Below are 22778 nucleotides of genomic sequence, written 5' to 3' on the forward strand. Positions count from 1 at the left end.
GACATCCCCCTGCGGGGGCTGCCGGTCACTCTTCTTTGCGTCGGCAAAGAAGACTAACGAGAAGAAAGCCGACCTGCCGGGGGCAGAGCAATAAGGCTATTCGATGGGGGTGGTTGCGTCGTACGGCCCTGAGTGTTGGCTGGCGTGCCTTACCGGCTTTAGGGTCATCGCAACTGCATGACCTACGGGTCTCGCCGTAAGGCCCCTGATCGCTTTGCTCGGTGACCATTCCCACATCTGCCGTACGCGGTGCGGAGGGCCACGATGCTCCCCACGTTGCTGGTTTCGTGGTTTTGTCTCTGGCGGCGAACGCCCGGCCATTTGAAGCCCTGCCGTACCGGATCATCCGGCAACTTGCTCTCAGCGCCCCTGGTTTCGTGGTGGGCGCCGTGGCCCGTCCGCGAGGGTTCACGCTCGAACATCACCGCGCCTGCCCTCCGAGACAAAACCACGAAACCAGCCACACCCGAAACGGCGCAGCCCCTTGCGCCGCGAACGGCAGATGGTCGAACGCGCACCGCACACGAGGTCAGGGGCCCCACCACGAAACCCATGGGTCATGCAGTTGCGATGACCTCCAGGCCGGTAGGACACGCCAGCCAACACTCAGGGCCGTACGACGCAACCACAGAGGCAAAAACAGCCTTATTGCTCTGCCCCCGGCAGGGCGGCTTTCTTCTCGTTAGTCTTCTTTGCCGCGCAAAGAAGAGTGACCGGCAGCCCCCGCAGGGGGATGTCGTACGGCCCTTGGGTGCAAAAGCCAATGCCGCAAAATTCAAAGCCCAACCACAAAACAAAAGCCAACGGTTCTGCCCTTGCCCCAACCAGCCAACACCACATCACCCATCCAAAATCAGACTCAAACCAACCCCAACAACCCCGCCCCAGCCCCCAACGCCACCAGCACCAGCGGATGCACCTTAGTCTTCAGCATCAGCACGATAGTGACCACCGTCACTGCCACCGCGGTCCAGCGGTGATCGACGCTCGCAGCAAGGATCCAGCCCGTTGCGAACAGCAGGCCAATGGTCAGCGTAGCAAGGCCGCGCCGGATCAGGCCGGGCCAGCGCGCCTGCGGTGAGCGGCCCGCAAAGTACTCGAAGCCGAGCGCGATCACGCTGGACGGCCCGCAGATGCCCATCATGCCGACGATGGCGCCGGCCAGGCCCGCCACCTGCCAGCCGAACAACGCGACGAACAGGATGTTGGGCCCGGGCGCGGCCTGCGAGATGGCGTACATGGCGGAGAACTGCGCGTCGCTCATCCAAGCGTTCGACTCCACCAGGAAGCGATGCATGTCGGGGATCGTGGTGCTGGCCCCGCCAATGGCAAGGAACGACAGCATCAGGAAATGCGTGAGCAGGCCGGAAAGCACGTTCGGTGAGCTCATGGCTGCGGCTCCCTGGTCACGGGCGGCACGGGGTCGATGCCATCATCGCTGGACGGCATGGCCGGCATGGAAGACGCCTCGATAGCAGCCGGCACCAGCGGCACCAGCGGCGCCTGCGCGCGCCGCGCAGGCTGCTCGCTGCGCCACTCCAGCACCAGGCCCATCGGCACCAGCACCGCCATCACCGGCACCAGCGGCCAGCGCAACAGCCCGATGCCGACAAACGCCGCGCCACCGATCATCAACCCGCGCACGGTGCGCGGCTGGCTCTGCGCCAGCTTGAAGCCAGTCGACAGCACCAGGCCCGCCGACACCGCCGTCATGCCCGTGAGCATGCGCTGCACCGCCGCCACGTCGCGGTAGTGCTCGTACAGCAGCATCAGCGCCAGCACGCCCACCATCGGCACCATCACCAGGCCCGCAAAGGCCGCCAGCGCGCCGCGCAGCCCGGCAAAGCGCAGGCCCAGCATCAGCGCGAGGTTGATCACGTTGGGGCCGGGCAGCACCTGCCCGAGGCTGAGGAGCTCGACGAAATCGCGGTCGCCGAGCCAGCGGTTGCGGTCCACCACGGCGCGCCGCACGAAGGGCAGCACGCCGCCGAAGCCGGACAGCCCCATGCGCGCAAATTCGATGAACAGGCGCCGCGGCGTGGGCGGGGGTGCTAGCGCTACCATCGGATCGTCGCCGGCGGGGGAAGGAGTAACGGGCATCGTGTGTAACGGGAGAGGCATGGCCGCCCGGGCGGTCCGGCATGCCGGTAAAGAAAAAAGCCCCGCGCATTGTCGCGCAGGGCCAGTTCGGGTTGACGCGGCTTAGTTGCCGCTCGCCGGAGGCACGATCCGTACCGGCTCGATGCTTGGCTCCTTGAGCCTGAGATCGAGCGCACGGCCCTTGCGGGCGCGCTTGCCGACATAAGGCAGCAGCAACTGGCCGTAGAGCTTCTGCGAGCTCGGCTTGCCGCCGCGCCCGGCACCGGACACCACCAGGCCCGGCGCGCCCACTGCGATCGCCTGCAACAGCGTCTCCTTGGGCTCCAGCTCCATCAGGATCACGCCGCGGCCACCGGCCGAGAGCGACTTGATCTCGTCGAGCGAAACCAGCAGCATGCGGCCGTTGGCCGACAGGCAGGCCACGTGCGTGGCTTCCTCGCCGATCGGCGCGGGCACCAGCGGCGCATCGCCTTCGTCCAGCGTCAGGTAGGCGCGGCCGCCCTTCTGCCGGCTGACCATATCGCCCACCTTGGTCTGGAAGCCGTTGCCGCCGCGCGTGGCGATCAGCAAGCGCTGGTCGACGCTGCCGGCAAAAGTGTGGGCGATCTGGCTGCCAGGCTGCAGCTCGATCAGCGTGGTCACGGGCACGCCGTCGCCACGCCCGCCGGGCAGACCGGCCACCGGCACCGTGTAAGCGCGGCCATTGGTGCCGAACACCAGCATCACGTCCACGCTGCGGCACTCGAAAGTGCCATAGAGCGCATCACCCGCCTTGAAGGTGAACTGCTGGGCGTCATGGCCGTGGCCCTGGCGCGTGCGCACCCAGCCCTTCTGCGAGACCACCACGGTGACGGGCTCGTCGACCACGCGCACTTCGGCGTTGGCGCGGCGCTCCTCCTGGATCAGCGTGCGGCGCGGATCCTTGTCCTCCGGGCTGTATTGCTTGGCGTCGGTCTCGATCTCCTTGATGATGCGCCGGCGCATCATGGTCTCGGACTTGAGCAGCACATCCAGCTCGGCCTGCTCGTCGCGCAGGCTCTTGAGCTCCTGCTCGATGCGCAGCGCCTCCAGCCTGGCCAGCTGGCGCAGGCGGATTTCCAGGATGTCCTCGGCCTGGCGGTCCGACAGGCCAAAGGCCTGCATCAGCGCCGGCTTGGGCTCGTCGCTCTCGCGGATGATGCGGATCACCTCGTCGATATTGAGCAGCACCAGCATCCGGCCTTCCAGGATGTGGATGCGGTCTTCGACCTTGCCCAGGCGATGGCGCGTGCGGCGGGTGACGGTGGCAAAGCGAAAGGCGATCCACTCGCGCAGGATGTCGGCCAGGCCCTTCTGGCGAGGGCGGCCATCGGTGCCGATCATCACCAGGTTGATCGACGCGCCGGACTCCAGGCTGGTGTGCGCCAGCAGCGTCTGGATGAATTCCTGCTGCTCGATGTTCTTGCTCTTGGGCTCGAACACCAGCCGCACCGGCGCGTTCTTGCCGGACTCGTCGCGCACCGCGTCGAGCACAGCCAGCATGCCTTGCTTGAGCTGCAGCTGCTCGGGCGTGAGTGACTTCTTGCCCGTGCGCACCTTCGGGTTGGTGATTTCCTCGATCTCTTCGAGCACCTTCTGCGACGAGGTGCTCGGCGGCAGCTCTGTCACCACCAGTTGCCACTGGCCGCGCGCCATTTCCTCGATGATCCAGCGCGCGCGCACTTTCAGGCTGCCGCGGCCATTCTCGTAGATCTGCGCGATGTCGGCCGCCGGCGAAATGATCTGGCCGCCGCCCGGATAGTCCGGCCCCGGCATCAGCGCCATCAACTCGGCCAGCGTGATGTTGGGGTTGCGGATCATCGCCACGGTGGCTGCCGCCACTTCGCGCAGGTTGTGCGGCGGCACCTCGGTGGCCATGCCCACGGCAATGCCCGATGCGCCGTTGAGCAGCACAAAGGGCAGGCGCGCCGGCATCAGCTTGGGCTCTTCCATCGAGCCGTCGTAGTTGGGGATGAAGTCCACCGTGCCCTGGTCGATCTCGTCGAGCAGCAGGCGCGCGATCGGCGTGAGCCGGGCTTCGGTGTATCGCATGGCCGCCGCGCCGTCGCCGTCGCGCGAGCCGAAGTTGCCCTGGCCGTCGATCAGCGGGTAGCGCAGCGAGAAGTCCTGCGCCAGGCGCACCAGCGCGTCGTAGGCCGACTGGTCGCCGTGCGGGTGGAATTTACCCAGCACGTCGCCCACCACGCGCGCCGACTTGACCGGCTTGGCGTCGGAGCGCAGGCCCATCTCGTGCATGGCGTACAGGATGCGGCGCTGCACTGGCTTCTGGCCGTCGGCCACTTCCGGCAGCGCGCGGCCCTTGACCACGCTGATGGCGTAGTCGAGATAGGCGCGCTCGGCATAGTGCGCCAGGGTCAGCGAGTCCGCTCCGTTGTCGGGCGAACCTGGGTCAAACGGAATGTCTTGTTGTTCCATGGATTGGCAAGAAGACGGCGCACCGCATCGTTGGCCGGTGCGCCGGTTGCATGTTGTTCGTTATGGTGTTCGGGATGGGATCAAGGCATGTTGCGGCGGCCGCCGATCACCATCTTGACGCGATTGACTCCCGCCCCGCCGAACCCCGCGGGCGCGCCGCCCGGACGGTAGAAGCGATAGAACTGCAGCACCGTGCTGACATATTGCTGGGTCTCGGGGAAAGGCGGAATCTTGTTGTTGTAGCGCTGCACCGCGCCCTCGCCCGCGTTGTACGCGGCCAGCACCAGTTCGAGGTCATTGGGGAACAGCTCCATCAGCCAGCGCAGGTAGCGCACGCCGGCCGAGATATTGGTGCGCGGGTCGGCCAGCTTCTGCTCGACCGTGCGCCGGGCATCGGCGCTCACGCCAAAACGCGCGCCGGTGTCGGGAATCACCTGCATCAGCCCGATCGCGCCCTTGGGCGAGACCGCGCCGGCATTGAAGCCGGACTCTACCGCCATCACTGCCTTGACCAGCGCGGGATCGACATTCTGCGCCGCCGCGATCTGGCGGATCATGGGCTCGACCGTGGCGATATTGGGATGGTTGACGACATAGCGGTAAAGCTTGTGCGTCTCCAGGTCGATCTGGCTGCCAGCGCCGGCACCCGCGCCAGCCCGGTAAGGCAGCGGGCTCTTGAGCTCGCCGCCGTTCTTCATGAACAGGGTGTAGCGCTCGTCCAGCTTCTCGTCCGAGAAATGCGCCACGCCGTCATCGTCGATATAGCCATACAGCGCCGCGTGGGCCGCAGGCATGAAGCCCAGGCAGGCCAGCAGCATGCCGGCGGCAATCCATTGCCGGGGACGGGTGCTGCCAGGTCTGGTCTTGGCCATCGGGACTCCTTGCGTCATGCAGGTATCGATCGGTTCGAACGTGGTGCGCCGGGATACATCAGATATCGGCAACCACTTCGTTGCCGCGCTCCTCGAGCCAGGTGCGCCGCTGCGCGGCTTCGCCCTTGCCCATCAGCATATTCATCACGCCCACGGTCTGCGGCAGGTCGAAATGGCCGAGCGCCACCGGCAACAGGCGGCGCGTGTCGGGATTCATGGTGGTTTCCCACAGCTGTTCGGCATTCATCTCGCCCAGGCCCTTGAAGCGCGAGATCTGCCAGCCGCCGTCCTTGATGCCATCCTTCATCAGCTTGTCCTGGATGGCCACCAGTTCGCCGTCGTCCAGCGCATAGAGCTTCTGGGCCGGCTTCTTGCCACGTGCAGGCGCATCCACCCGGTACAGCGGCGGGCGGGCCACGCACACGTTGCCGTTGTCGATCAGCCTGGGGAAATGCTTGAAGAACAAGGTCAGTAATAGCACCTGGATGTGCGCACCGTCCACGTCAGCGTCGGACAAGATACAGATCTTTCCGTAGCGCAGGTTGGACAGGTCGGGCTCGTCGCTGGGGCCGTGCGGGTCCACGCCGATCGCGACCGCGATGTCGTGCACCTCGTTGTTGGCGAACAGGCGGTCGCGCTCGGTCTCCCAGGTGTTGAGCACCTTGCCGCGCAGCGGCAGGATGGCCTGGAACTCCTTGTCGCGCCCCATCTTGGCCGAGCCGCCGGCGGAATCGCCCTCGACCAGGAAAAGTTCGTTGCGGGTGACGTCGGTGGATTCGCAATCGGTCAGCTTGCCCGGTAGCACGGCCACGCCGGAGCCCTTCTTCTTTTCCACCTTTTGCGCCGCGCGCGTGCGCGCCTGCGCCTGGCGGATCACCAGCTCGGCCAGCTTCTTGCCGTACTCAACGTGATGATTGAGCCACAATTCCAGTGCGGGACGGCTGAAGGTGGACACCAGCTTCACCGCGTCGCGGCTGTTCAGCCGCTCCTTGATCTGGCCCTGGAACTGCGGGTCCAGCACCTTGGCGGACAGCACGAACGAGGCGCGGGCGAACACGTCTTCGCTCATCAGCTTCACGCCCTTGGGCTGCAAGGCGTGCATCTCGATAAAGCTCTTGACCGCCTGGAACAGGCCTTCGCGCAGGCCGGACTCGTGCGTGCCACCGGCCGGGGTCGGGATCAGGTTGACATAGGATTCGCGCACCGGCGCGCCGTCCTCGGTCCAGGCCACCACCCAGGAAGCGCCCTCGCCCTCGGCGAAGCCGTCTTCCCCCGGATTGGCGTCGGGGTCGGCGAAATGCTCGCCTTCGAACATCGGCACCACCAGTTCGGCGCCGCTGCCCTGCGCCAGCGCTTCCACCAGGTAGCCCTTGAGGCCCTGCTCGTACTGCCAGGTCTGGCGCTCGCCATTTTTCTCTTGCAGCAGCGTGACCTTGACGCCCGGCAGCAGTACAGCCTTGCTGCGCAGCAACCGCTGCAGCTCGGCCATCGGGATCGTGGCGGAATCGAAGTACTTCGCGTCCGGCCAGACCTGCACGCGCGTGCCGCTCTTCTTCTCGCCGCGCTCGAGCTTGCGCGTGGCCAGCGGCACGGTGACGTCGCCGCCGGAGAAGGTCAGCGTGGAGCAGTTGCCATCACGCCATACGGTCACGTCGAGCCGGGTCGACAGCGCGTTGGTGACGGAGACGCCGACGCCGTGCAGGCCGCCCGAGAAGGCGTAGGCGCCGCCCTTGCCCTTGTCGAACTTGCCGCCCGCGTGCAGGCGCGTGAACACGATTTCCACCACCGGGACCTGCTCTTCGGGATGGATGCCGACCGGGATGCCGCGGCCATCGTCCTCGACGCTGATGCTGCCGTCGCGGTGCAGGGTGACCATGATCTCGGAACCGTGGCCGCCCAAGGCCTCGTCGGAGGCATTGTCGATCACCTCCTGCACGATGTGCAGGGGATTGTCGGTACGGGTGTACATGCCGGGTCGTTGCTTGACCGGCTCCAGGCCCTTCAGGACCCGGATGGAGGATTCGCTGTACTGACTGATTTTGCTCGCCATGGAGTCGCTTGCTTAGTGGGATTCTCGGCCAGCCTTGGCGAGGGCGCGGTTGCCGCACGCCAGCCAGGGGGGCCGGGCAGCCTGCATTGTAATGGAAGCGGGTAGCCGTCTTGATGCCAATCGTCACCAACGATCGCCGTGCACGATTCGACACATTCGGTGTCGCGGACGGCACCGGAGTGGCGCCCGACGTCCCCCCGGGATGCGGAGTACACTCGCTCGCACGGCGTGGCCAAGGCGGTTCCGGACCGCGCCGACAAAACTAAAACAGCACCACAACAGCACAAAGCACACCGAGCCAGGATGCAGGACGCCATGCAGAACACGATTCAAAACACACAAAGAAGACCACTCTCCCTCACGACAGTCTTGATTTGCGGTGGCCTACTCGTCACCTTGTCGATGGGTATCCGGCACGGCTTCGGCCTGTTCAACCTCCCGATCACGCAAACGCACGGCTGGAGCCGCGAGACCTTCGCCTTCGCGCTGGCGCTGCAAAACCTGATGTGGGGCGTGACCCAGCCGTTTACGGGCGCACTGGCCGACAAGTTCGGCGGGTTCCGCATCATGCTCGTCGGCATTGCGCTGTACGTGGCGGGCCTGGTCGTGATGGCCATGGCCACCTCGGGCACCGCCTTTGCCTCGGGCGCCGGCATCCTGATCGGCATTGCGCAGTCCGGCACTACCTATAGCGTGGTGTACGGCGTGATCGGCCGCGTGGCCAGCCCCGAGAAGCGCGTGTGGGCCATGGGCATCGCGGCGGCCGCGGGCTCGTTCGGGCAGTTCCTGATGATCCCGGTGGAGCAGACGCTGATCTCAACGGCCGGCTGGCAGAATGCGCTGTTCATCCTGGCGGTGCTGGCTTGCCTGATGCTGCCGCTGGCCTTCAGCCTGCGCGAACCGCAAGGCGCAACGCACGCGCCCGGCTTCCAGCAGACCATCGGCCAGGCCGTGCGCGAGGCGTTTGGCAACCGCAACTTCCAGTTGCTCACGCTCGGCTACTTCGTCTGCGGCTTCCAGGTGGTGTTCATCGGTGTGCACCTGGCGCCCTATCTCAAGGACCGGGGCCTGACCGACCCGAAGATCGCCACCGTGGCGCTGGCGCTGATCGGCCTGTTCAATGTGTTCGGCACCTATAGCGCCGGCGCCTTGGGACAGCGCGTGCCCAAGCGCTTCCTGCTTTCGCTGATCTACATCACCCGGTCCGTGGTGATCGCCGGTTACCTGCTGCTGCCGCTCACGGCCACCAGCACCTGGCTGTTCGCCGCGATGATGGGGTTCCTGTGGCTGTCCACGGTGCCGCTGACCAACGGCATCATCGCGCAGGTGTTTGGCGTGCAGTACTTGTCGATGCTGTCGGGCGTGGTGTTTTTCTCGCACCAGATCGGTAGCTTCCTGGGGGCATGGCTGGGTGGCTTCCTGTATGACCGGACCGGCACCTACAACACGGTATGGATGATCGCGATCGGGCTGGGCGTGGTAGCGGCCTTGGTCAACCTGCCGATCCGCGAGCATGCGATCGCGCGGCCGCAGGCGGCGGCGGCATGAGCACGGCACACCCCGCTGGCCTTGCGCTTCGGGCAGCAGGCATTGCGGCGCTGGCCGGGGTGCTGGCGCTGGCGTTCATGGCCTACCTGCGGCCGGCGTTCATGGTGGATCTGACGAACATGGTGCTCACCTGGTGCGGGTGAGCGCACGCGAAGACTAACAATCGCCCGTTGTTTCTCCCTTCTCCCCCTGAGGGGAGAGGGAGACAGCCATCGTCATGGCAGGCGATGTCGGCTACTGTGCCTCGGCCTTGGTCTTGGCTTCCAGCACTTCCCAGCGTTCCAGCGCCCCCAGCAGTTCCAGGTCGATCTCGTCGTGGCGGGCCGCCAGTTGTGCAGCCTTGCCCGCGTCGCTCACATACAGCGAGCCGTCCGCCAGCTGTGCGCTCACGGTCTTCTGCTCGTTTTCCAGCGAAGCGATGCGCTCCGGCAGCGTGTCCAACTCGCGCTGCTCCTTGTACGACAGCTTGACCAGACGGTTGGCCGCACGGGCTTCGCGCGGCTTCGTGGTTTCCGCGGCGGCCTTGCCCTCGCCACCGCGCGCGTCCTGCATGGCCGCGCTGCGCGCCGACTGCACCTGCCAGTCGGAGTAGCCGCCCACGTACTCGCGCCAGCGCCCGTCGCCTTCGGCAGCGATGGTGGAGGTCACCACGTTGTCCAGGAAGGCCCGGTCGTGGGATACCAGGAACACGGTGCCGCTGTAGTCCTGCAGCAGTTCTTCAAGCAGTTCCAGCGTGTCGATGTCGAGGTCGTTGGTCGGCTCATCCAGCACCAGCACATTGGCCGGGCGCGCGAACAGGCGCGCCAGCAGCAGGCGGTTGCGCTCGCCGCCGGACAGCGACTTGACCGGCGAGCGCGCGCGTTCCGGTGCGAACAGGAAATCGCTCAGGTAGCTCATGACGTGCTTGCGCTGGCCGTTGATCTCGACCCAGTCGCTGCCCGGGCTGATGGTATCGGCCAGCGAGCGCTCCAGGTCCAGCTGCGTGCGCATCTGGTCGAAATACGCCACCTGCATGTTGCTGCCGTTCTTGACCGTGCCGGCGTCCGCCGCCAGCTCGCCCAGGATCAGGCGCAGCAGCGTGGTCTTGCCCGCGCCGTTGGCGCCGATCAGGCCGACCTTGTCGCCGCGCATGATGGTGCCGGTGAAATCGCGCACCACCATCTTGGTGCCATAGGCTTTGCTGACATCGGTCAGCTCGGCCACGATCTTGCCGGAGCGCTCGCCTTGCGAGACCTCCAGCTTGACGTTGCCCTGCACGTCGCGGCGTGCCGCGCGGTCGGTACGCATCGTCTCCAGACGCTGGATACGGGCCACGCTGCGCGTGCGGCGCGCTTCCACGCCCTTGCGGATCCAGACTTCTTCTTGTGCCAGCAGCTTGTCGAACTTGGCCTGCTCGACCTGCTCGGCGGCCATCTGCTCGGCCTTGCGGGCCTGGTAGGCGGCAAAGTTGCCGGGGAAGGAAACCAGGCGGCCGCGGTCCAGCTCGACGATGCGGGTGGCCACGCGGTCCAGGAAGGCGCGATCGTGGGTGATCAGCAGCACGCTGCCGCGGAAGGCCAGCAGCAGGTCTTCCAGCCAGCGGATCGCTTCCACGTCCAGGTGGTTGGTCGGTTCGTCGAGCAGCAGGATGTCGGGCTCGGCCACCAGGGCCTGCGCCAGCGCCACGCGCTTCTGCATGCCGCCGGAGAGGGAATCCACGCGCACATCGGCGCTCAGGCTGAGCTGCGCCAGCGTGGTTTCCACCCGCGTGCGCAAGCCCCAGGCGCCGGCCGCATCGACTTCCGACTGCAGGCGGTGCAACTCGGCCAGCGAGTCCTCGTCGTGGTTGTCGTCCAGCGCCGCCAGCGCCGCTTCATAGGCGACCAGCAGGTCGTGGACCTTGCCCAGGCCCTGGGACACGGCATCGAACACGTTCACGCCGGGCTCGAACTGCGGCTCTTGCGGCACATAAGCCGAGGTCACGCCGCTCTGGCGCGCGATCAGGCCATCGTCCGGCGCGGACAAGCCGGCCACGATCTTGAGCAGCGACGACTTGCCGGAGCCGTTGCGGCCAATCAGGCCGACGCGCTCGCCGGCTTCCAGGGAGAAGTCGGCATGGTCGAGCAAGGCCACATGCCCGAAGGCAAGCTGGGCGTCGGAAATCGAAAACAGGGCCATGGGAGCAATACGAAAGGAGACAGCGAAAGGGAGGCAATTCAAGCGGCTTGAACCCGCGGCCGCGCGCCGGCGTCGGACAGCAACCGGGCGGCGGGGTGCCAGGTAGCCGGCATTGTAGACCACCTCCGCCCGCCCTCGCCGGAGGCGGCGCAAACCCCGCGCCTGCGGCCGCCACAAAAAAAGAAGGGCCCGCGCTCGCGCGGGCCCAAGAGTCTCTCCTCGGTGCCCTGCTCGCAAGGCACGGAAAGGAGCATAGCAAGCGACTCCGGCCGGCTCTAGTCGTACAAGTCCGTAAGGGAAAGCCCCGTCAACGCCCACCTGCGGCCCGCCTGTTGCGCGCCGCGCAACACCCCCCGCCGTGACGATTGTCGAGCCGCTCGCCCCCGTGGAACAATGGCCGCCGGCCCGCAGGCCGCAGCACAACGGCAGCAATACAAGAACCGGTCCGAACCGGTGCAGGCGACCCAACGCCAATTCCGCTTGACGCCTTTTTCTTTGTACGGGGAATTCCATGATCCATCCGCGTGCGCAGCGCCTGCCGCTGCTCCTAGTGCTATCGACCCTGCTTTTGCTTTCGCTCGCCATCGGCGCCGGGCGCGCCGCCGCACAGTCCGGCGGCACGCCGGTCCTGCAACGCATCGAACAGGCCGGCGTGCTGCGCATCGCCCACCGCGAAAGCTCGGTGCCGTTTTCCTTCGTGGCCGACGGCAAGCCCCATGGCTATGCCATCGACCTGTGCCTGCGGGTGGCCGATGCCCTGCGCGGCGCGCTCCGGCTCCCGGGCCTCAAAGTGGAATTCGTGCCGGTCACGCCGGCCAGCCGCATCGCCGCCATCGTCGACGGCAAGGCCGATCTCGAATGCGGGTCCACCACCAACAACCGCGAGCGGCGCGAGCAGGTGGCCTTTACCATCCCGCACTACATCGCGGGCAGCCGCATGCTGGTCAAGACCGACTCCGGCATCCGCAAGCTGGGCGACCTGCGCGGCAAGACGGTCGTCTCCACGGTGGGCACCACATCGCTAGCGGTGGTACGCCAGATCAACGGCGGCGGCGCCATGCAGATGCGCGTGGTGGAAGCCAAGGACCACGCCGAAGCCTTCACCATGGTCGAGCAAGGCAAGGCCGACGCATTCGTGATGGACGACGTGCTGCTCTACGGCCTGCGTGCCAACGCGCGCGACCCGGCCAGCTACACCGTCACCAACGAGCTGCTGACGATCGAGCCCTACGCCATCATGCTGTCGAAGCAGGACGCCGAGTTCAAGCGCCTGGTGGACAAGACCCTGGTCGCCTCCATCTATTCGCTCGATACCCAGAAGCTCTACAAGAAGTGGTTCCAGTCGCCGATCCCGCCGCAAGGGGTCAACCTCGACATCCCCATGAGCTACCTGCTGCGCGATTCCTTCAAGTTCCCGAGCGACAAGGTCGCCGACTGAGCGCGAGGCCAGAACGGCGCAACTCGTGCGAAGATGGCGGCCCAGCCACTTTTTCCGCACGCGTTGCGTCGAATGCCCGTCCCGTGCCCCGCCCCATGTCCATCGCTCCCCTGAAGCTGACCGATCTCTCCGTCTCCGCCCTGGTCGCCGGGCTGATCGCCATGCTGACCGGCTACACCAGTTCGCTGGTGCTGATGATCCAGGCCGGCCAGGCGGCCCATTTGTCGGACGCGCAAGTCGCCTCGTGGATCTGGGCGTTGTCCATCGGCATGGGAGTGACCACCATCGGGCTGTCCCTGCTGACGCGGGCGCCCATCGTCGTGGCCTGGTCCACGCCTGGCGCCGCCCTGCTGATCGCCAGCCTGCCCGGCGTGCCCTACGCGGAGGCCATCGGCGCCTTTGTCATGGCCGCCGTGCTGATGACCGCCGCCGGCATGACCGGCTGGTTCGACAAGCTGATGCGCGCGCTGCCCGCCAGCATTGCCTCCGCGCTGCTGGCCGGCATCCTGTTCCGCATCAGCGTCGACGTGTTCGTGCAAGCCCAGCATCAGACCCTGTTGCTGCTGGCGATGTTCGCGCTATACCTGCTGGGCAAGCGCTTCTGGCCGCGCTACGCGGTGCCGGGCGTGCTGCTGGTGGGCGTGGCGCTGGCCGGCGCGCTTGGCCAGCTGCATTTCGAATCGTTCCATTTCGCGCTGGCCAGGCCGGTATGGACCACGCCGGCATTCTCGCTGCAAGCCTTCGTCAGCATCGCGGTACCGTTGTTCATCGTCGCGCTGGCGTCGCAGAATATTCCCGGGCTGGCGGTGCTGCGCGCCGACGGCTATCACGTACAGGCCTCGCCACTGATCACCGTCACGGGCATCGCCTCCGCCCTGCTCGCCCCGTTCGGCTCGCACGGCATCAACCTGGCGGCCATTACCGCGGCCATCTGCACCGGCGCGCAAGCCGATCCCGACCGCAACCGGCGCTATACGGCAGCGGTGGTTTGCGGCATCGGCTATCTGGTCGCGGGGGCGTTGGCAGCCAGCATCGCCGCGCTGTTCGCAGCGTTCCCCAAAGCGCTGGTCGTGGCAGTGGCCGCGTTTGCCCTGCTCGGCTCGATCGCCAGCGGACTGACCACGGCCATGCAAACGCCGGCCGAGCGCGAATCCGCCCTGCTGACGTTCATGATCACGGCCTCAGGCATGACGCTGGCCGGCGTGGGGTCGGCTTTCTGGGGCGTGGTGGGCGGCATGCTGGCGCTGATGGTCTTGCGCCCGCGCGCCGCCCCTAAGGCTGGATAAGCGCGAGCGCTTACAGCAGCAGGAAAGCGATATCCGCCGCGCCGATCCCGGAAATCGGCGTGCCCTTGCGTCGCTGAAACAGGATGTGCTGCAGCACCCGGTCGCGGTGCTCGGCAAAGGTGGCAGGATCGAAGCGCAGCGCGGTGAGCGCGTAATGCTCGGAGAGCAGCTTGTAGACCCGGTGGCGGACCATCAGCATTTCGCTTTCGGCCCGCAGGCGGCTCATCTCGCCGGCGTTGTCCTCCTCCAGCTGCCGCATGCCAACCACCACGCGCGCATGCATGCCACGGTAGCGATCCAGTTCGCCGTGCGCCTTGCGCAACTCCTCGCGCAGCGCCCTCACCTCCTGCTGGAGCCTCATGTTGTGCTGCACGCCTCGCTGGATACGCGACGCCTCTTCCAGCGCAACATCGGCCGCGGCAATCGTGTTCTGCCAGACCCCCTGACCCATCGTCTGGCCATCCACCTGCGGCCACACGGTCTGAACCTCATCCTCGCCTTTCATGACGCCCCCCTAGAACCTGACTCACCCGCCGCTGGCTTTATCACGTCCGCCAGCTGGTCGGGGCAACCGCGACCACCTTACAACGAGACTCCGGACTACCGGCGCCTGAACAACGCGCTCTACTCCCGATTGAAGATGGCATCCCGGCACGGGACAACCACCCGAAAGGAGGGATCGTCAGCCCGCAAAGCGGCTTCGACCATGCTTTGCACTGTACACCTAGCGAGGCCAGCCGGGCAGCTATGGGAAAATGTGGCCCCAGCGACAGCCAATCAGAAGGACCCATCGATGAACGCCTACGTACTACTGGCCCTCGCCATCGCAGCCGAAGTCATTGCCACCAGCAGCCTCAAGGCTTCCGAGAGCTTCACGCGCCTATGGCCAAGCGTGCTGGTGGTGGCCGGCTATGTCGGCGCCTTCTTCCTGCTGATGCAAGTCATGAAGACCGTGCCCGTGGGCATCGCCTACGCGATCTGGTGCGGCGCGGGGATCGTGCTCGTGACGCTGATCGCCAGCGTGCTGTATCGGCAGGTGCCGGATCTGGCGGCTTGGGCGGGGATCGGGTTGATCATTGCCGGGGTGGCGGTGATTCAGCTGTTCTCGAAGATGGGGGCGCATTGAGGCATGCGCCATGTGGCGACAAGCCATCGCATTCCAATTTCTGGCGGCAGTCGCGGTGAAACGCTACGCTTTGTGCAGGAGTGGCGAGTTGCGGACATTGGAGGGCGGTCAAGCGTGCCATTGATTTGGGTGGAAGGCCTGCCAGGAACAGGCAAGAGCACCTTGGCTAAGCGCCTCTGGGACTTCGCGGCCTTGAACGGACGCGAGAGCGTTTGGTATATGGCATGCGTTGGGCCTGTTGTTGCCACTCCGCGACGGGAACGGCCTACACTGGTTGTATAGCCACCCAATAGGAGGCCGCCATGGTTGCCTCGCTAGTCGTCCTGCTTATCGGATTAGCGCTATGCGCGATCGTTGTCTGGGTACTCCGCGAGCGTGATCCGACCCTACTTTCGACACAGCAGCGTGCCGTTCAGACATGGTTTGACCATCTGATTCATCGGCACTAAGGCCGATCGTCAAATCATCACAGCCCGCCGCCAGGCGGGCTTTTTGTTCTCCGCAGTCTAGCGCCCGATGACCACCTGGAAGACTACGCCGGTCGGAATGGCGACCAGGAAATAATCCCCGCCGACCCCCACCCACTGGTATCCGCGCGGCGGAGGCGACAGCCGATAGGAGCGCCAGTCATCGATCACGTACTGACGCTGGCGGTATTCCGGGGGGACCCTTTCACCTCTATGCCAGCTGCCAGGGCCCGGGCGATCAGCGCGACGATCAGGACCATACCCCCTATCCACCTGTCCCCTGCCCCTGTCGCCTTCCCAACCTCTGTCACCTTGCCGGCTGTGGTCACCGTCCCGGCCGCGGTCGCCTTGCCGGCTATGGTCACCATCCCGACCGCGGTCGTTGTAGCCCCCTCTATCGTGATCTTGTCCCTGATCGTGGCCCATGGGCGGCCTTCCGCGATCATCGCCGCCAGGTCCCCTATCTTGGGCATAACCTGCAATCGAAGTGAGGGTACACGCCGCCATCGCCAGGCTGGCGAACATCTTGATCTTCCGCATCTCGATCTCCAAAAGCCCACGTGATTGAGGGGCCTGTACCGTTCAGTCTATTCGGGGTTCCCGAGCCACCCGGTAACGAAATCGTAACGCGTACCCATCACATACCCAGCGCGGCCCTCACTTGCGCATCTTTGCTCAGCCGATAGAGCGTGGCGCCCACCTCCGTCAGCAGCACCCTCAGCGGTTCTACGCGCTTTGGCCTTTCTTCATGGCACTGGATATTGTGTGGCAGTGGCCGGCGCCACGAACGATGCCGCGAAAAACGGCCGATGTAGGCGACCCATGACGAACTCCGGCGGACGTCGAAAGCCCGCGAGGCCTTGATTTACTTGGGAGTGGAGAGGCGCGGCAAAAGTCGTATTGGTCGGGTCGCTTTTAAGCGGCCTCGGGATGGTCTAGGTGGGTGGCAGACTTGGGGCGCCCCTTCTTCTTCGAGGGCTTCAGTTCCTCTCGGTCCGCCAGATCCATCTGATCCCAGTCAACGGCAGCTGGAAATCGCGCACGCAGAAACATCACCCAAGGCCGAGGAATGTGGTTGCTCGTCTGCCACTGCGAAATCCGTCCTTTACTGAGACCGGTCTCGCTGATGACAGCCTGGGGGCCGCCAAGGGCCTGGACGAGTTCGCGTGCGTTCATGCCCCGCAGTATAGCACTCTAAACCGTCGCTATCAAGCCCTCTAAACCCACTTTGGTTTAGATTTCTAAAAATGACTCTAAGCGAACGAATGCAAGTGATCCTGGACGAGACCGGCGCTGAAGCTGTGGCGCTGGCGAAGGCCGCCGGCGTTACCAAAGGAACGGTGAGCCAGTGGCTGAGCGGCCAGATCAAATCCATCAAGCTGGAATACGCCGTTGGCATCCAAGATGCGTACGGCTACAACGCCTTGTGGATCGTCATGGAGAAGGGTGAAAAGAAGGCCGCGGCAGCTGCGGCCAATGACGGCGAATCACAGGCGGACGACGAGCTCAGGGCATTTGCCGACAGCGACTTCCAGCGCATGCCCAGATGCCGACAAGTTCCGGTCGTGGGCCAAGCCCAAGGCGGCCCCGACGGCTACATCAGCATCCACGACTACCCGCCAGACCAGGGCGACGGCTGGATCGTCATGCCCACCCGTGACCCGTCGGCCTACGGCCTGCGTGTCCGCGGGGACAGCATGCGTCCACGGATCAAGAGCGGCGAGTTCATCCTGGTTGAGCCCAGCTTCGAGGCGCAACCCGGCGACGACGTCGTGGTCAAGTTCCGGGATGGCAGCGCGGTCGCGAAAGAGCTGCTCTGGGTCCGCGACGATGAGGTGTGCCTGGGCTCGATCAATAACGGCGTGCCCCCGATGACACGCCCCCTGGAATCGGTGCAGACGATCCATCGGATTGCCGCCATCATCCCGCGCGGATCCCCCCTCCATGTGCCAAGCGCCTGATGCGATCAGCCCATGAGTGCACCTAGGTGGCGCGCTCGAAAGACCCTGGAAGCCTGGCAGATCGAGGACGCTGAACGGCTGAGCGCCCTGTTCACGCAGCACAAGGGCCCCTTCAGCATTGCGGAATTCGCTCGCCGCCATGAGATCGGCCCCCAGATCTCGCAGTACCTGGCCGGGCAACTGCCGCTCAGCGTGAACATCGCCGCGGCCTTCGCGCGAGGCCTCGGTGTCGAGATCGACGTGATCAGCCCCCGCCTGGCAACGGAAAGCCGCCGACTGCCATCCGAACTAGACACCATCATCACGCTCACCTCCGTCAGCAATACCCTCTCCTTTCACTGAATAGCCGGATCACCCAGCAGCACCGCCAGACCGGCAATCGCGTCGTCGATCGGTAGTTCAGTTTCCTCATTCAGCGCCAGCTGCTCGAACTGGCGTATCACGTCGTCCGGTTCCATCCCCCAAGGCCGCCCCAGACTAGGCTAGGCGGCGGCGCGCCAGTTGGCGCGAACCCACCGTTCGCACCCCACCAAAGCAGGACACTAAACTTTTAGTTTAGTTCACTTTACTTTTGCAGATTAGCATTCTAAACTCAGTTCACGCCGCTGAAGTTCGCAGTGGTTCGCCGGAGACAGAAATGAGCAAGCAAGCCAAGCAGTCGTGGGAAGTGGGTCAACAGGTCAAGGTGGAGTTCCTGGCCGGCCTGACCGTCGTCGCCAAGATCCCGACCCCGGGTGACTTCGCCCCGGACGCCTATGTCCTGGTGCGCGGCGAGCAGTTCTATTCCTTCGTGCCGCACAACGGCATCTCGAAGATCACCGGCGCCGAAGCCCGCGAGATGGTCGCCGATGGCAAGCGCCTGCGCGCCGTCGCAGAAAGCCGTGTCGCCGAACAGGCCAACCGCGTCATCGCCACCGCCAGGCTCGCCGCCGAGCTGATGGCTGCCTAACCCCGCCTCGCGACCAAAAGGACCTGCCCATGCCCACCACCCACCTCATCCGCTTCATCGAATCCCACGGCGCCCCGTGCGTCGCCAACGTCGACGGCACGCTGACCGTGACCAGCGAAGTCGTGACGAACGGCGTCGTGTCGCTGGTGGAGGACACCATCCCGGCCACCATGGCCGCCGCCCGCGACCTGCTAGGCTACTGATTGGGGACTGTCATGGCTGCCACCAAGCGCGAACACCACTTCAAAGCGATCTCTCAGGGCAAAAACGCCTGGCTGGTCGTCCCTGGCTGGTCGTCCAGTTCTACGTCAGCCCGACCATGGGCGAATGCCACACCGGCTATTTCAACGTCGAGGCGCCCACCGAGCAGGCCGCGATCGAGATCGCCACGCAGGCAGCCTAAGGAAAGCCCGATGCCCTCCCTCAGCACCTACGCCCGAGTTTTCCGCCAGCCGCGCCTGCCCACCGACCAGGTCCAGGCCGTGGTGACCGCCGCCGGCCTGTTTTGGTCCGTCACGGGCGAGTTCACCACGCCCGGCCTCGGTCAAGCCCCGCGCTTCCAAGCGACGGACGTCCGCCTGGTCAACGCCGACGGCAGCGAGACCACCGAGATGCTGGACGACCTGCACCCCGACTTCATCGCGCACCTGGAAGAACAGGCCGTCGAGTCGCTCGAGGAAGACCGCGCAGACGCGCAGGCAGAGACCCAGCAGTCGTATCGCGAGCAGGACCTGTCCGACGTGATTGACGCGGCCAGGAGCGTGGCATGAGCGCGCGCAAAGGCGGTGTCTCGGCGTTCCCCTACTGCGCCCTCATCCTTGATCCGCAAACGCGCCAGCTCGTCGGCAGCATGTATCTGGACAGCACCGGCATGACCCAGCGCGCCTACATCGCGACCAAGGCCATGCAAGCCATCGTCTCGAACCCGGCGCTGGTGGACGTCTTCAGCGGCGGCACCACGGAGTTCATCTCGCGGCGCGCCGTTGAGATTGCCGACGCGATGCTGGCCGCCCTGGAGCAGCAATCGTGACCGGCATCACCAACGAGAAGGTCGAGCGCTTTGGCGTGCCCATCGAAGAGGCACTCGCGCTCTTCATTGGCATGTGGAAGAAGGCACAGATGCGCGTGGCCCACAACGAGTCGTTCGATCTGCGGATGGTGCGCATTGAACTGATGCGCCAACTCGGCCACGACGATGGGTTCCACGAGCAGTGGAAGACCGCGCCCGCCTTCTGCACGCAGTCGAAGAGCACCAAGATCATCAACCTGCCGCCGACCGATAAGATGCTGGCCGCCGGACGGCGCACGGCCAAGTCGCCGAATCTGGGCGAGACCTTCCGGCACTTCACCGGCACCGACCTGGTGGGCGCGCACAACGCCGCCGTCGACCTGGCCGCCTGCCGCACCGTGTACTACGGCATCAAGCGGCATCTCGCCACGGCGGCATGAACTGCCACACCGCATTGATCGTAACCGTCGCCGGCCTCTTCATTGCCCTTGGGGTCGGCGCGTACGCACAACACCGGTTCTTCAAGAAGATGACCGGTGACACGGGGGAGGATAAGGAATGAACGAAGAACAGAAACAAGCCGTGCGCGATGCCGTGACCAGCGCGCTTGGCCATGCCTATGACTGCCAGCGCGTATGGAGCGCCTGGGACGTAGGCACGATGAGCTCCAACGATTTTAGTCTGGTGGCGGAAGACGACGAACGCCTCAATGACATCCCCGACGCAGCGCTGGCGGCTATGCCGGCGCCATTTCAGGCGCGCGTGCAACCGCGGATGATGGCTTGCTTTGGCGCCGAGATCGCCGCTGACGCCCAGGAACGCAATCATCGCTTTCTCGAGAGGCGTTGGAACTGGTCGAGGCGTGTGGCGCCACGGCCAGCGAGGCGCACCAGTTGGTGGACTACGTCTATGGGCGGCCGGTCGGGGACAAGCATCAGGAAGTGGGCGGCGTGATGGTGACGCTTGCCGCCCTATGCCTGGCGCAAGGTCGGGGCATGCACGAAGCCGGCGATGCCGAACTGGCCCGCATCTGGACGGAGGTGGAGCAGATCCGTGCCAAACAGGCCGCAAAACCGAAGCACTCGCCGCTGCCACAACATGGCACCAGGCGCTCGGGCAGCTGGGGGCAATGGAAACCCGGTTCCTCCACACGGCACAGCCTGCCGCCGATGAGCCCAAGTACGCGTCCACCGAAGAAGGTCGGACTGACTCGCGCGTATTCTTCTGGCGCTGCGGCTGGAATGATGCCGTCAACCGATTCCGCACCCTGCTCGCCGCGCCCGCCGCTGCCGTGGATGCGCGCGATGCAGAGCCGATGTTCTACGTCCAGGACACACGCCAGTTCGTCGGCAATTGCGTGATGTGGTGGGGCAAGAATTGCAGCGGCTACGTGACCCGTCTCAACGAGGCAGGCAAGTACCCGCTGGACGAAGCGTCGCGCATCTGCGAGCGCGACACCGACCGAATGTGGCCGTGCGAACAGATCGACGCGCCAGCGCATCCGACGGTCGATATGCAACACCTGCCGAAGCCACTTCAATACAGGACGAAGTGCGCCGGCGTGGCCCACTCTCTCAACAAGAAGGACTACGCATGACCGCCCAAGTGCTCGCCAGCGCGGCGCTAGTAGCGCTGGCCGCCCTGCCCCCGATCTCTGTCACCACCGTAGTCCCGGTGATCGCCTCGGTTGCGATCGCCGTGGTCCCCTCGGCCATCTCCGCCGTAGTACGCGCCACCGCCCCGATAGTCGTCCCCATAGGGGGGAACAATGCAGCCGCTCAACAGTGCAACGGAAGCTGCAAGCAGTACAAAAATGGGCTTCATAGCTCTCTCCAATTGGATCTTCGCCTTCATCCAGGATACGCATTGAGTTGCATGTCGGATGTAGGAAGTGGTCGCGCCTACAACAAGGATTGCTCCTACAACGAGGCACGCGCATGATCCGCCGCGAATACAAAACCTTCGGCTTCTGCTGCGGCCTGGGCGGCGGTGCCAAGGGCTTCAAGAAGGCCGCCTCGCAGGTCGGCAACATGATCGCCACCTGGAAGTGCATCGGCGGAATCGATGTCGACCCGGCCGCCGCGCGCGACTTCGAGAAGCTGGTGGGCGTGAAGTGCACAGTCATGGACCTGTTCACCAGGGCCATGTACACCGCCTTTCACGGCAAAGAGCCGCCGGCAGGGTGACGCGCCTGGCGCTGCAGTTCACGGCGCTCACCTTTGCCCGCACCACCGAGATGATCCAGGCCCAGTGGGGGGAGATCGACGAGGACAAAGCCCAATGGCTGGTGCCGGCTGAGCGGATGAAGATGCGCGACTCGCACGTCGTGCCCCTGTCCACGCAGGCCCTGGCGGTAGTGGCAAAGCTGCGCGCGATCAACGGCCACCGCGACTTCATTTTCTACAGCCCCCGCGGCAAGACTGGCCATATCAGCAACAACACGATGCTCTATGCCCTGTACCGCATGGGGTACCACTCGCGCATGACCGGGCACGGCTTCAGAGGGGTGGCGCCGACCGCGCTGAATGAGCTAGGGTTTCGGGCGGACGTGATCGAGCGGCAGCTGGCGCACGTCGAGCGCAATAAGGTGCGCGCGGCCTACAACCATGCGCAGTACTTGCCCGAGCGCCGGCAGATGATGCAGGCGTGGGCGGATCACATCGGTGTTCTGCGTACGCCCAACGGAGGCATACAGAAATGAGGGATTTTCTACGTGGTTCTGTTGTTCCGTTCGTGCTTGCAGGACTCGGCTACCTCGCTTATGGCTTTTATTTGGCACCGCCAAAGGCGAGTCAGGATTGGGCGGCCTGGTCTCAGGCTTACGGCGCAACGGTGGCCCTGGCTATCGCAATCTATGTTCCCTACCGGCAGCGCGAGGACGCAAAGCGAGATCAGCTTGCGAGGGGAGCCGAACAGGCTGCATTGCACTCACAGATCTCGATCCTTATTCTGACCGATGTCATCGCCTTCCTGGAAAGGACGCTCGCATATCCCATCCACATGCCACGCGCGCTGTCTCGGATCCAACTGGAGGTGACCGGCGTGCGCCTCGAGCGGCTGAACGACTGCAGCGAGGCCGATGCGGCAGCCGAGGGCGTTGAACCCCTGGGCACCGAGCGCGAAGAGCGCGACTGGAGCGTATGCCCGCAATGCGGTGGGACTGGACTCTATGACGCTATCGGCCCGAACCTCGGCGTGATGCCCGACACCGACTGCACCGAGTGCGATACGCATGTGGAGCGATATCGGCACCTCTGGGACGCTATCAACGGCGCTGGCGCCTGGGCAGCGAACCCGTCCATACGCTCGAAAATTCACGCGAGATCTCGTTCGCGCGAATATGCGTGATCAGGGCATCAGG

25 protein-coding genes and 2 pseudogenes are annotated in these 22778 nt (G+C 65.2%); 18 read left to right on the top strand and 9 right to left on the bottom strand.

What is annotated here, in order from left to right; translation table 11 throughout:
• Positions 1–859: 859 nt before the first annotated feature.
• The 5 genes and pseudogenes from ACYP5B_RS16070 to ACYP5B_RS16090 form a co-directional block, all read right to left on the bottom strand.
• Positions 860–1390 carry a chromate transporter gene (locus ACYP5B_RS16070; RefSeq protein WP_459570372.1) on the bottom strand — a complete coding sequence of 177 codons (531 nt, stop codon included), beginning with the start codon at positions 1388–1390 and terminating at the stop codon, positions 860–862.
• A gap of 137 nt (positions 1391–1527) precedes the next feature.
• Positions 1528–2100: pseudogene (locus ACYP5B_RS16075) on the bottom strand (chromate transporter); the annotation flags it as partial.
• 102 nt (positions 2101–2202) lie between these two features.
• Positions 2203–4554 carry a DNA topoisomerase IV subunit A gene (gene parC / locus ACYP5B_RS16080; protein ID WP_267603859.1) on the bottom strand — a complete coding sequence of 784 codons (2352 nt, stop codon included), beginning with the start codon at positions 4552–4554 and terminating at the stop codon, positions 2203–2205.
• 80 nt (positions 4555–4634) lie between these two features.
• Positions 4635–5426 carry a lytic transglycosylase domain-containing protein gene (locus ACYP5B_RS16085; protein WP_400095532.1) on the bottom strand — a complete coding sequence of 264 codons (792 nt, stop codon included), beginning with the start codon at positions 5424–5426 and terminating at the stop codon, positions 4635–4637.
• Positions 5427–5484: 58 nt separating this feature from the next.
• A complete protein-coding gene (locus ACYP5B_RS16090) occupies positions 5485–7476 on the bottom strand; it encodes a DNA topoisomerase IV subunit B (RefSeq protein WP_400095534.1) in 1992 nt (663 codons plus the stop codon).
• Between the two features lie 315 nt (positions 7477–7791).
• On the opposite strand from ACYP5B_RS16090, the gene ACYP5B_RS16095 reads away from it, so the two are divergent.
• Positions 7792–9024 (top strand): MFS transporter, encoded by a 1233-nt coding sequence (locus ACYP5B_RS16095; RefSeq protein WP_459570373.1) that lies wholly within the window; start codon positions 7792–7794, stop codon positions 9022–9024.
• The gene (locus ACYP5B_RS16100) at positions 9021–9167 is read left to right on the top strand and encodes a hypothetical protein (protein WP_459570374.1); all 147 of its coding nucleotides are present in this window, start codon (positions 9021–9023) and stop codon (positions 9165–9167) included. Before ACYP5B_RS16095 ends, ACYP5B_RS16100 begins: the two co-directional genes overlap by 4 nt.
• A 91-nt stretch (positions 9168–9258) precedes the next feature.
• Here the strand turns inward: ACYP5B_RS16100 and ACYP5B_RS16105 are convergent, their stop codons facing one another.
• Positions 9259–11181 (bottom strand): ATP-binding cassette domain-containing protein, encoded by a 1923-nt coding sequence (locus tag ACYP5B_RS16105; RefSeq protein WP_459570375.1) that lies wholly within the window; start codon positions 11179–11181, stop codon positions 9259–9261.
• A 511-nt stretch (positions 11182–11692) separates the two neighbouring features.
• Here ACYP5B_RS16105 and ACYP5B_RS16110 point away from each other — a divergent pair.
• A complete protein-coding gene (locus ACYP5B_RS16110) occupies positions 11693–12619 on the top strand; it encodes an amino acid ABC transporter substrate-binding protein (RefSeq protein WP_459570376.1) in 927 nt (308 codons plus the stop codon).
• A 95-nt stretch (positions 12620–12714) separates the two neighbouring features.
• Entirely contained in the window at positions 12715–13905 is a 1191-nt protein-coding gene (locus ACYP5B_RS16115; protein WP_459570377.1) for a benzoate/H(+) symporter BenE family transporter, read from the top strand.
• 10 nt (positions 13906–13915) lie between these two features.
• On the opposite strand, the gene ACYP5B_RS16120 is transcribed toward ACYP5B_RS16115, so the two are convergent.
• On the bottom strand, positions 13916–14410 hold the full coding sequence (locus tag ACYP5B_RS16120) for a hypothetical protein (protein ID WP_440938138.1): 495 nt from the start codon (positions 14408–14410) through the stop codon (positions 13916–13918).
• 288 nt (positions 14411–14698) lie between these two features.
• Between ACYP5B_RS16120 and ACYP5B_RS16125 the strand changes: the two genes are divergently transcribed.
• Positions 14699–15031: a DMT family transporter gene (locus ACYP5B_RS16125; RefSeq protein ID WP_459570378.1), complete on the top strand. Its 333-nt coding sequence runs from the start codon at positions 14699–14701 to the stop codon at positions 15029–15031.
• Positions 15032–15537: 506 nt separating this feature from the next.
• Here ACYP5B_RS16125 and ACYP5B_RS16130 read toward each other — a convergent pair.
• A complete protein-coding gene (locus tag ACYP5B_RS16130; protein ID WP_459570379.1) occupies positions 15538–16038 on the bottom strand; it encodes an RcnB family protein in 501 nt (166 codons plus the stop codon).
• Between the two features lie 725 nt (positions 16039–16763).
• Here ACYP5B_RS16130 and ACYP5B_RS16135 point away from each other — a divergent pair.
• Entirely contained in the window at positions 16764–17459 is a 696-nt protein-coding gene (locus ACYP5B_RS16135; protein ID WP_459570380.1) for a S24 family peptidase, read from the top strand.
• A gap of 12 nt (positions 17460–17471) precedes the next feature.
• Positions 17472–17801 (top strand): hypothetical protein, encoded by a 330-nt coding sequence (locus ACYP5B_RS16140; RefSeq protein WP_459570381.1) that lies wholly within the window; start codon positions 17472–17474, stop codon positions 17799–17801.
• Here the strand turns inward: ACYP5B_RS16140 and ACYP5B_RS16145 are convergent.
• Positions 17795–17917, bottom strand: a complete 123-nt coding sequence (locus ACYP5B_RS16145) for a hypothetical protein (RefSeq protein WP_459570382.1) — start codon at positions 17915–17917, stop codon at positions 17795–17797. The two genes, ACYP5B_RS16140 and ACYP5B_RS16145, sit on opposite strands and share 7 nt — an antisense overlap.
• A gap of 179 nt (positions 17918–18096) precedes the next feature.
• Between ACYP5B_RS16145 and ACYP5B_RS16150 the strand changes: the two genes are divergently transcribed.
• The 11 genes and pseudogenes from ACYP5B_RS16150 (at position 18097) to ACYP5B_RS16200 (ending at position 22765) form a co-directional block, all read left to right on the top strand.
• Positions 18097–18408, top strand: coding sequence for a hypothetical protein (locus tag ACYP5B_RS16150; protein WP_459570383.1), 312 nt, complete (start codon positions 18097–18099; stop codon positions 18406–18408).
• Positions 18409–18437: 29 nt separating this feature from the next.
• On the top strand, positions 18438–18611 hold the full coding sequence (locus ACYP5B_RS16155; RefSeq protein ID WP_267603872.1) for a hypothetical protein: 174 nt from the start codon (positions 18438–18440) through the stop codon (positions 18609–18611).
• Positions 18612–18821: 210 nt separating this feature from the next.
• Positions 18822–19178: a hypothetical protein gene (locus ACYP5B_RS16160; RefSeq protein ID WP_459570384.1), complete on the top strand. Its 357-nt coding sequence runs from the start codon at positions 18822–18824 to the stop codon at positions 19176–19178.
• A complete protein-coding gene (locus ACYP5B_RS16165) occupies positions 19175–19438 on the top strand; it encodes a hypothetical protein (RefSeq protein WP_459570385.1) in 264 nt (87 codons plus the stop codon). Before ACYP5B_RS16160 ends, ACYP5B_RS16165 begins: the two co-directional genes overlap by 4 nt.
• A complete protein-coding gene (locus ACYP5B_RS16170; protein ID WP_459570386.1) occupies positions 19435–19857 on the top strand; it encodes a hypothetical protein in 423 nt (140 codons plus the stop codon). The genes ACYP5B_RS16165 and ACYP5B_RS16170 overlap by 4 nt, the downstream gene beginning before the upstream one ends.
• A gap of 118 nt (positions 19858–19975) precedes the next feature.
• Positions 19976–20371, top strand: coding sequence for a hypothetical protein (locus ACYP5B_RS16175; RefSeq protein WP_459570387.1), 396 nt, complete (start codon positions 19976–19978; stop codon positions 20369–20371).
• A 175-nt stretch (positions 20372–20546) separates the two neighbouring features.
• A complete protein-coding gene (locus ACYP5B_RS16180) occupies positions 20547–21014 on the top strand; it encodes a hypothetical protein (protein ID WP_459570388.1) in 468 nt (155 codons plus the stop codon).
• Positions 21011–21358 (top strand): hypothetical protein, encoded by a 348-nt coding sequence (locus ACYP5B_RS16185; protein ID WP_459570389.1) that lies wholly within the window; start codon positions 21011–21013, stop codon positions 21356–21358. Before ACYP5B_RS16180 ends, ACYP5B_RS16185 begins: the two co-directional genes overlap by 4 nt.
• Positions 21355–21603: a hypothetical protein gene (locus ACYP5B_RS16190; RefSeq protein WP_459570390.1), complete on the top strand. Its 249-nt coding sequence runs from the start codon at positions 21355–21357 to the stop codon at positions 21601–21603. Before ACYP5B_RS16185 ends, ACYP5B_RS16190 begins: the two co-directional genes overlap by 4 nt.
• Positions 21600–22118, top strand: a pseudogene (locus ACYP5B_RS16195) (tyrosine-type recombinase/integrase); the annotation flags it as partial. The gene ACYP5B_RS16190 and the pseudogene ACYP5B_RS16195, both read left to right, overlap by 4 nt.
• Positions 22115–22765: a hypothetical protein gene (locus ACYP5B_RS16200; RefSeq protein WP_459570391.1), complete on the top strand. Its 651-nt coding sequence runs from the start codon at positions 22115–22117 to the stop codon at positions 22763–22765. The pseudogene ACYP5B_RS16195 and the gene ACYP5B_RS16200, both read left to right, overlap by 4 nt.
• Positions 22766–22778: the final 13 nt, after the last annotated feature.

This window comes from Cupriavidus sp. 8B (assembly GCF_054589115.1).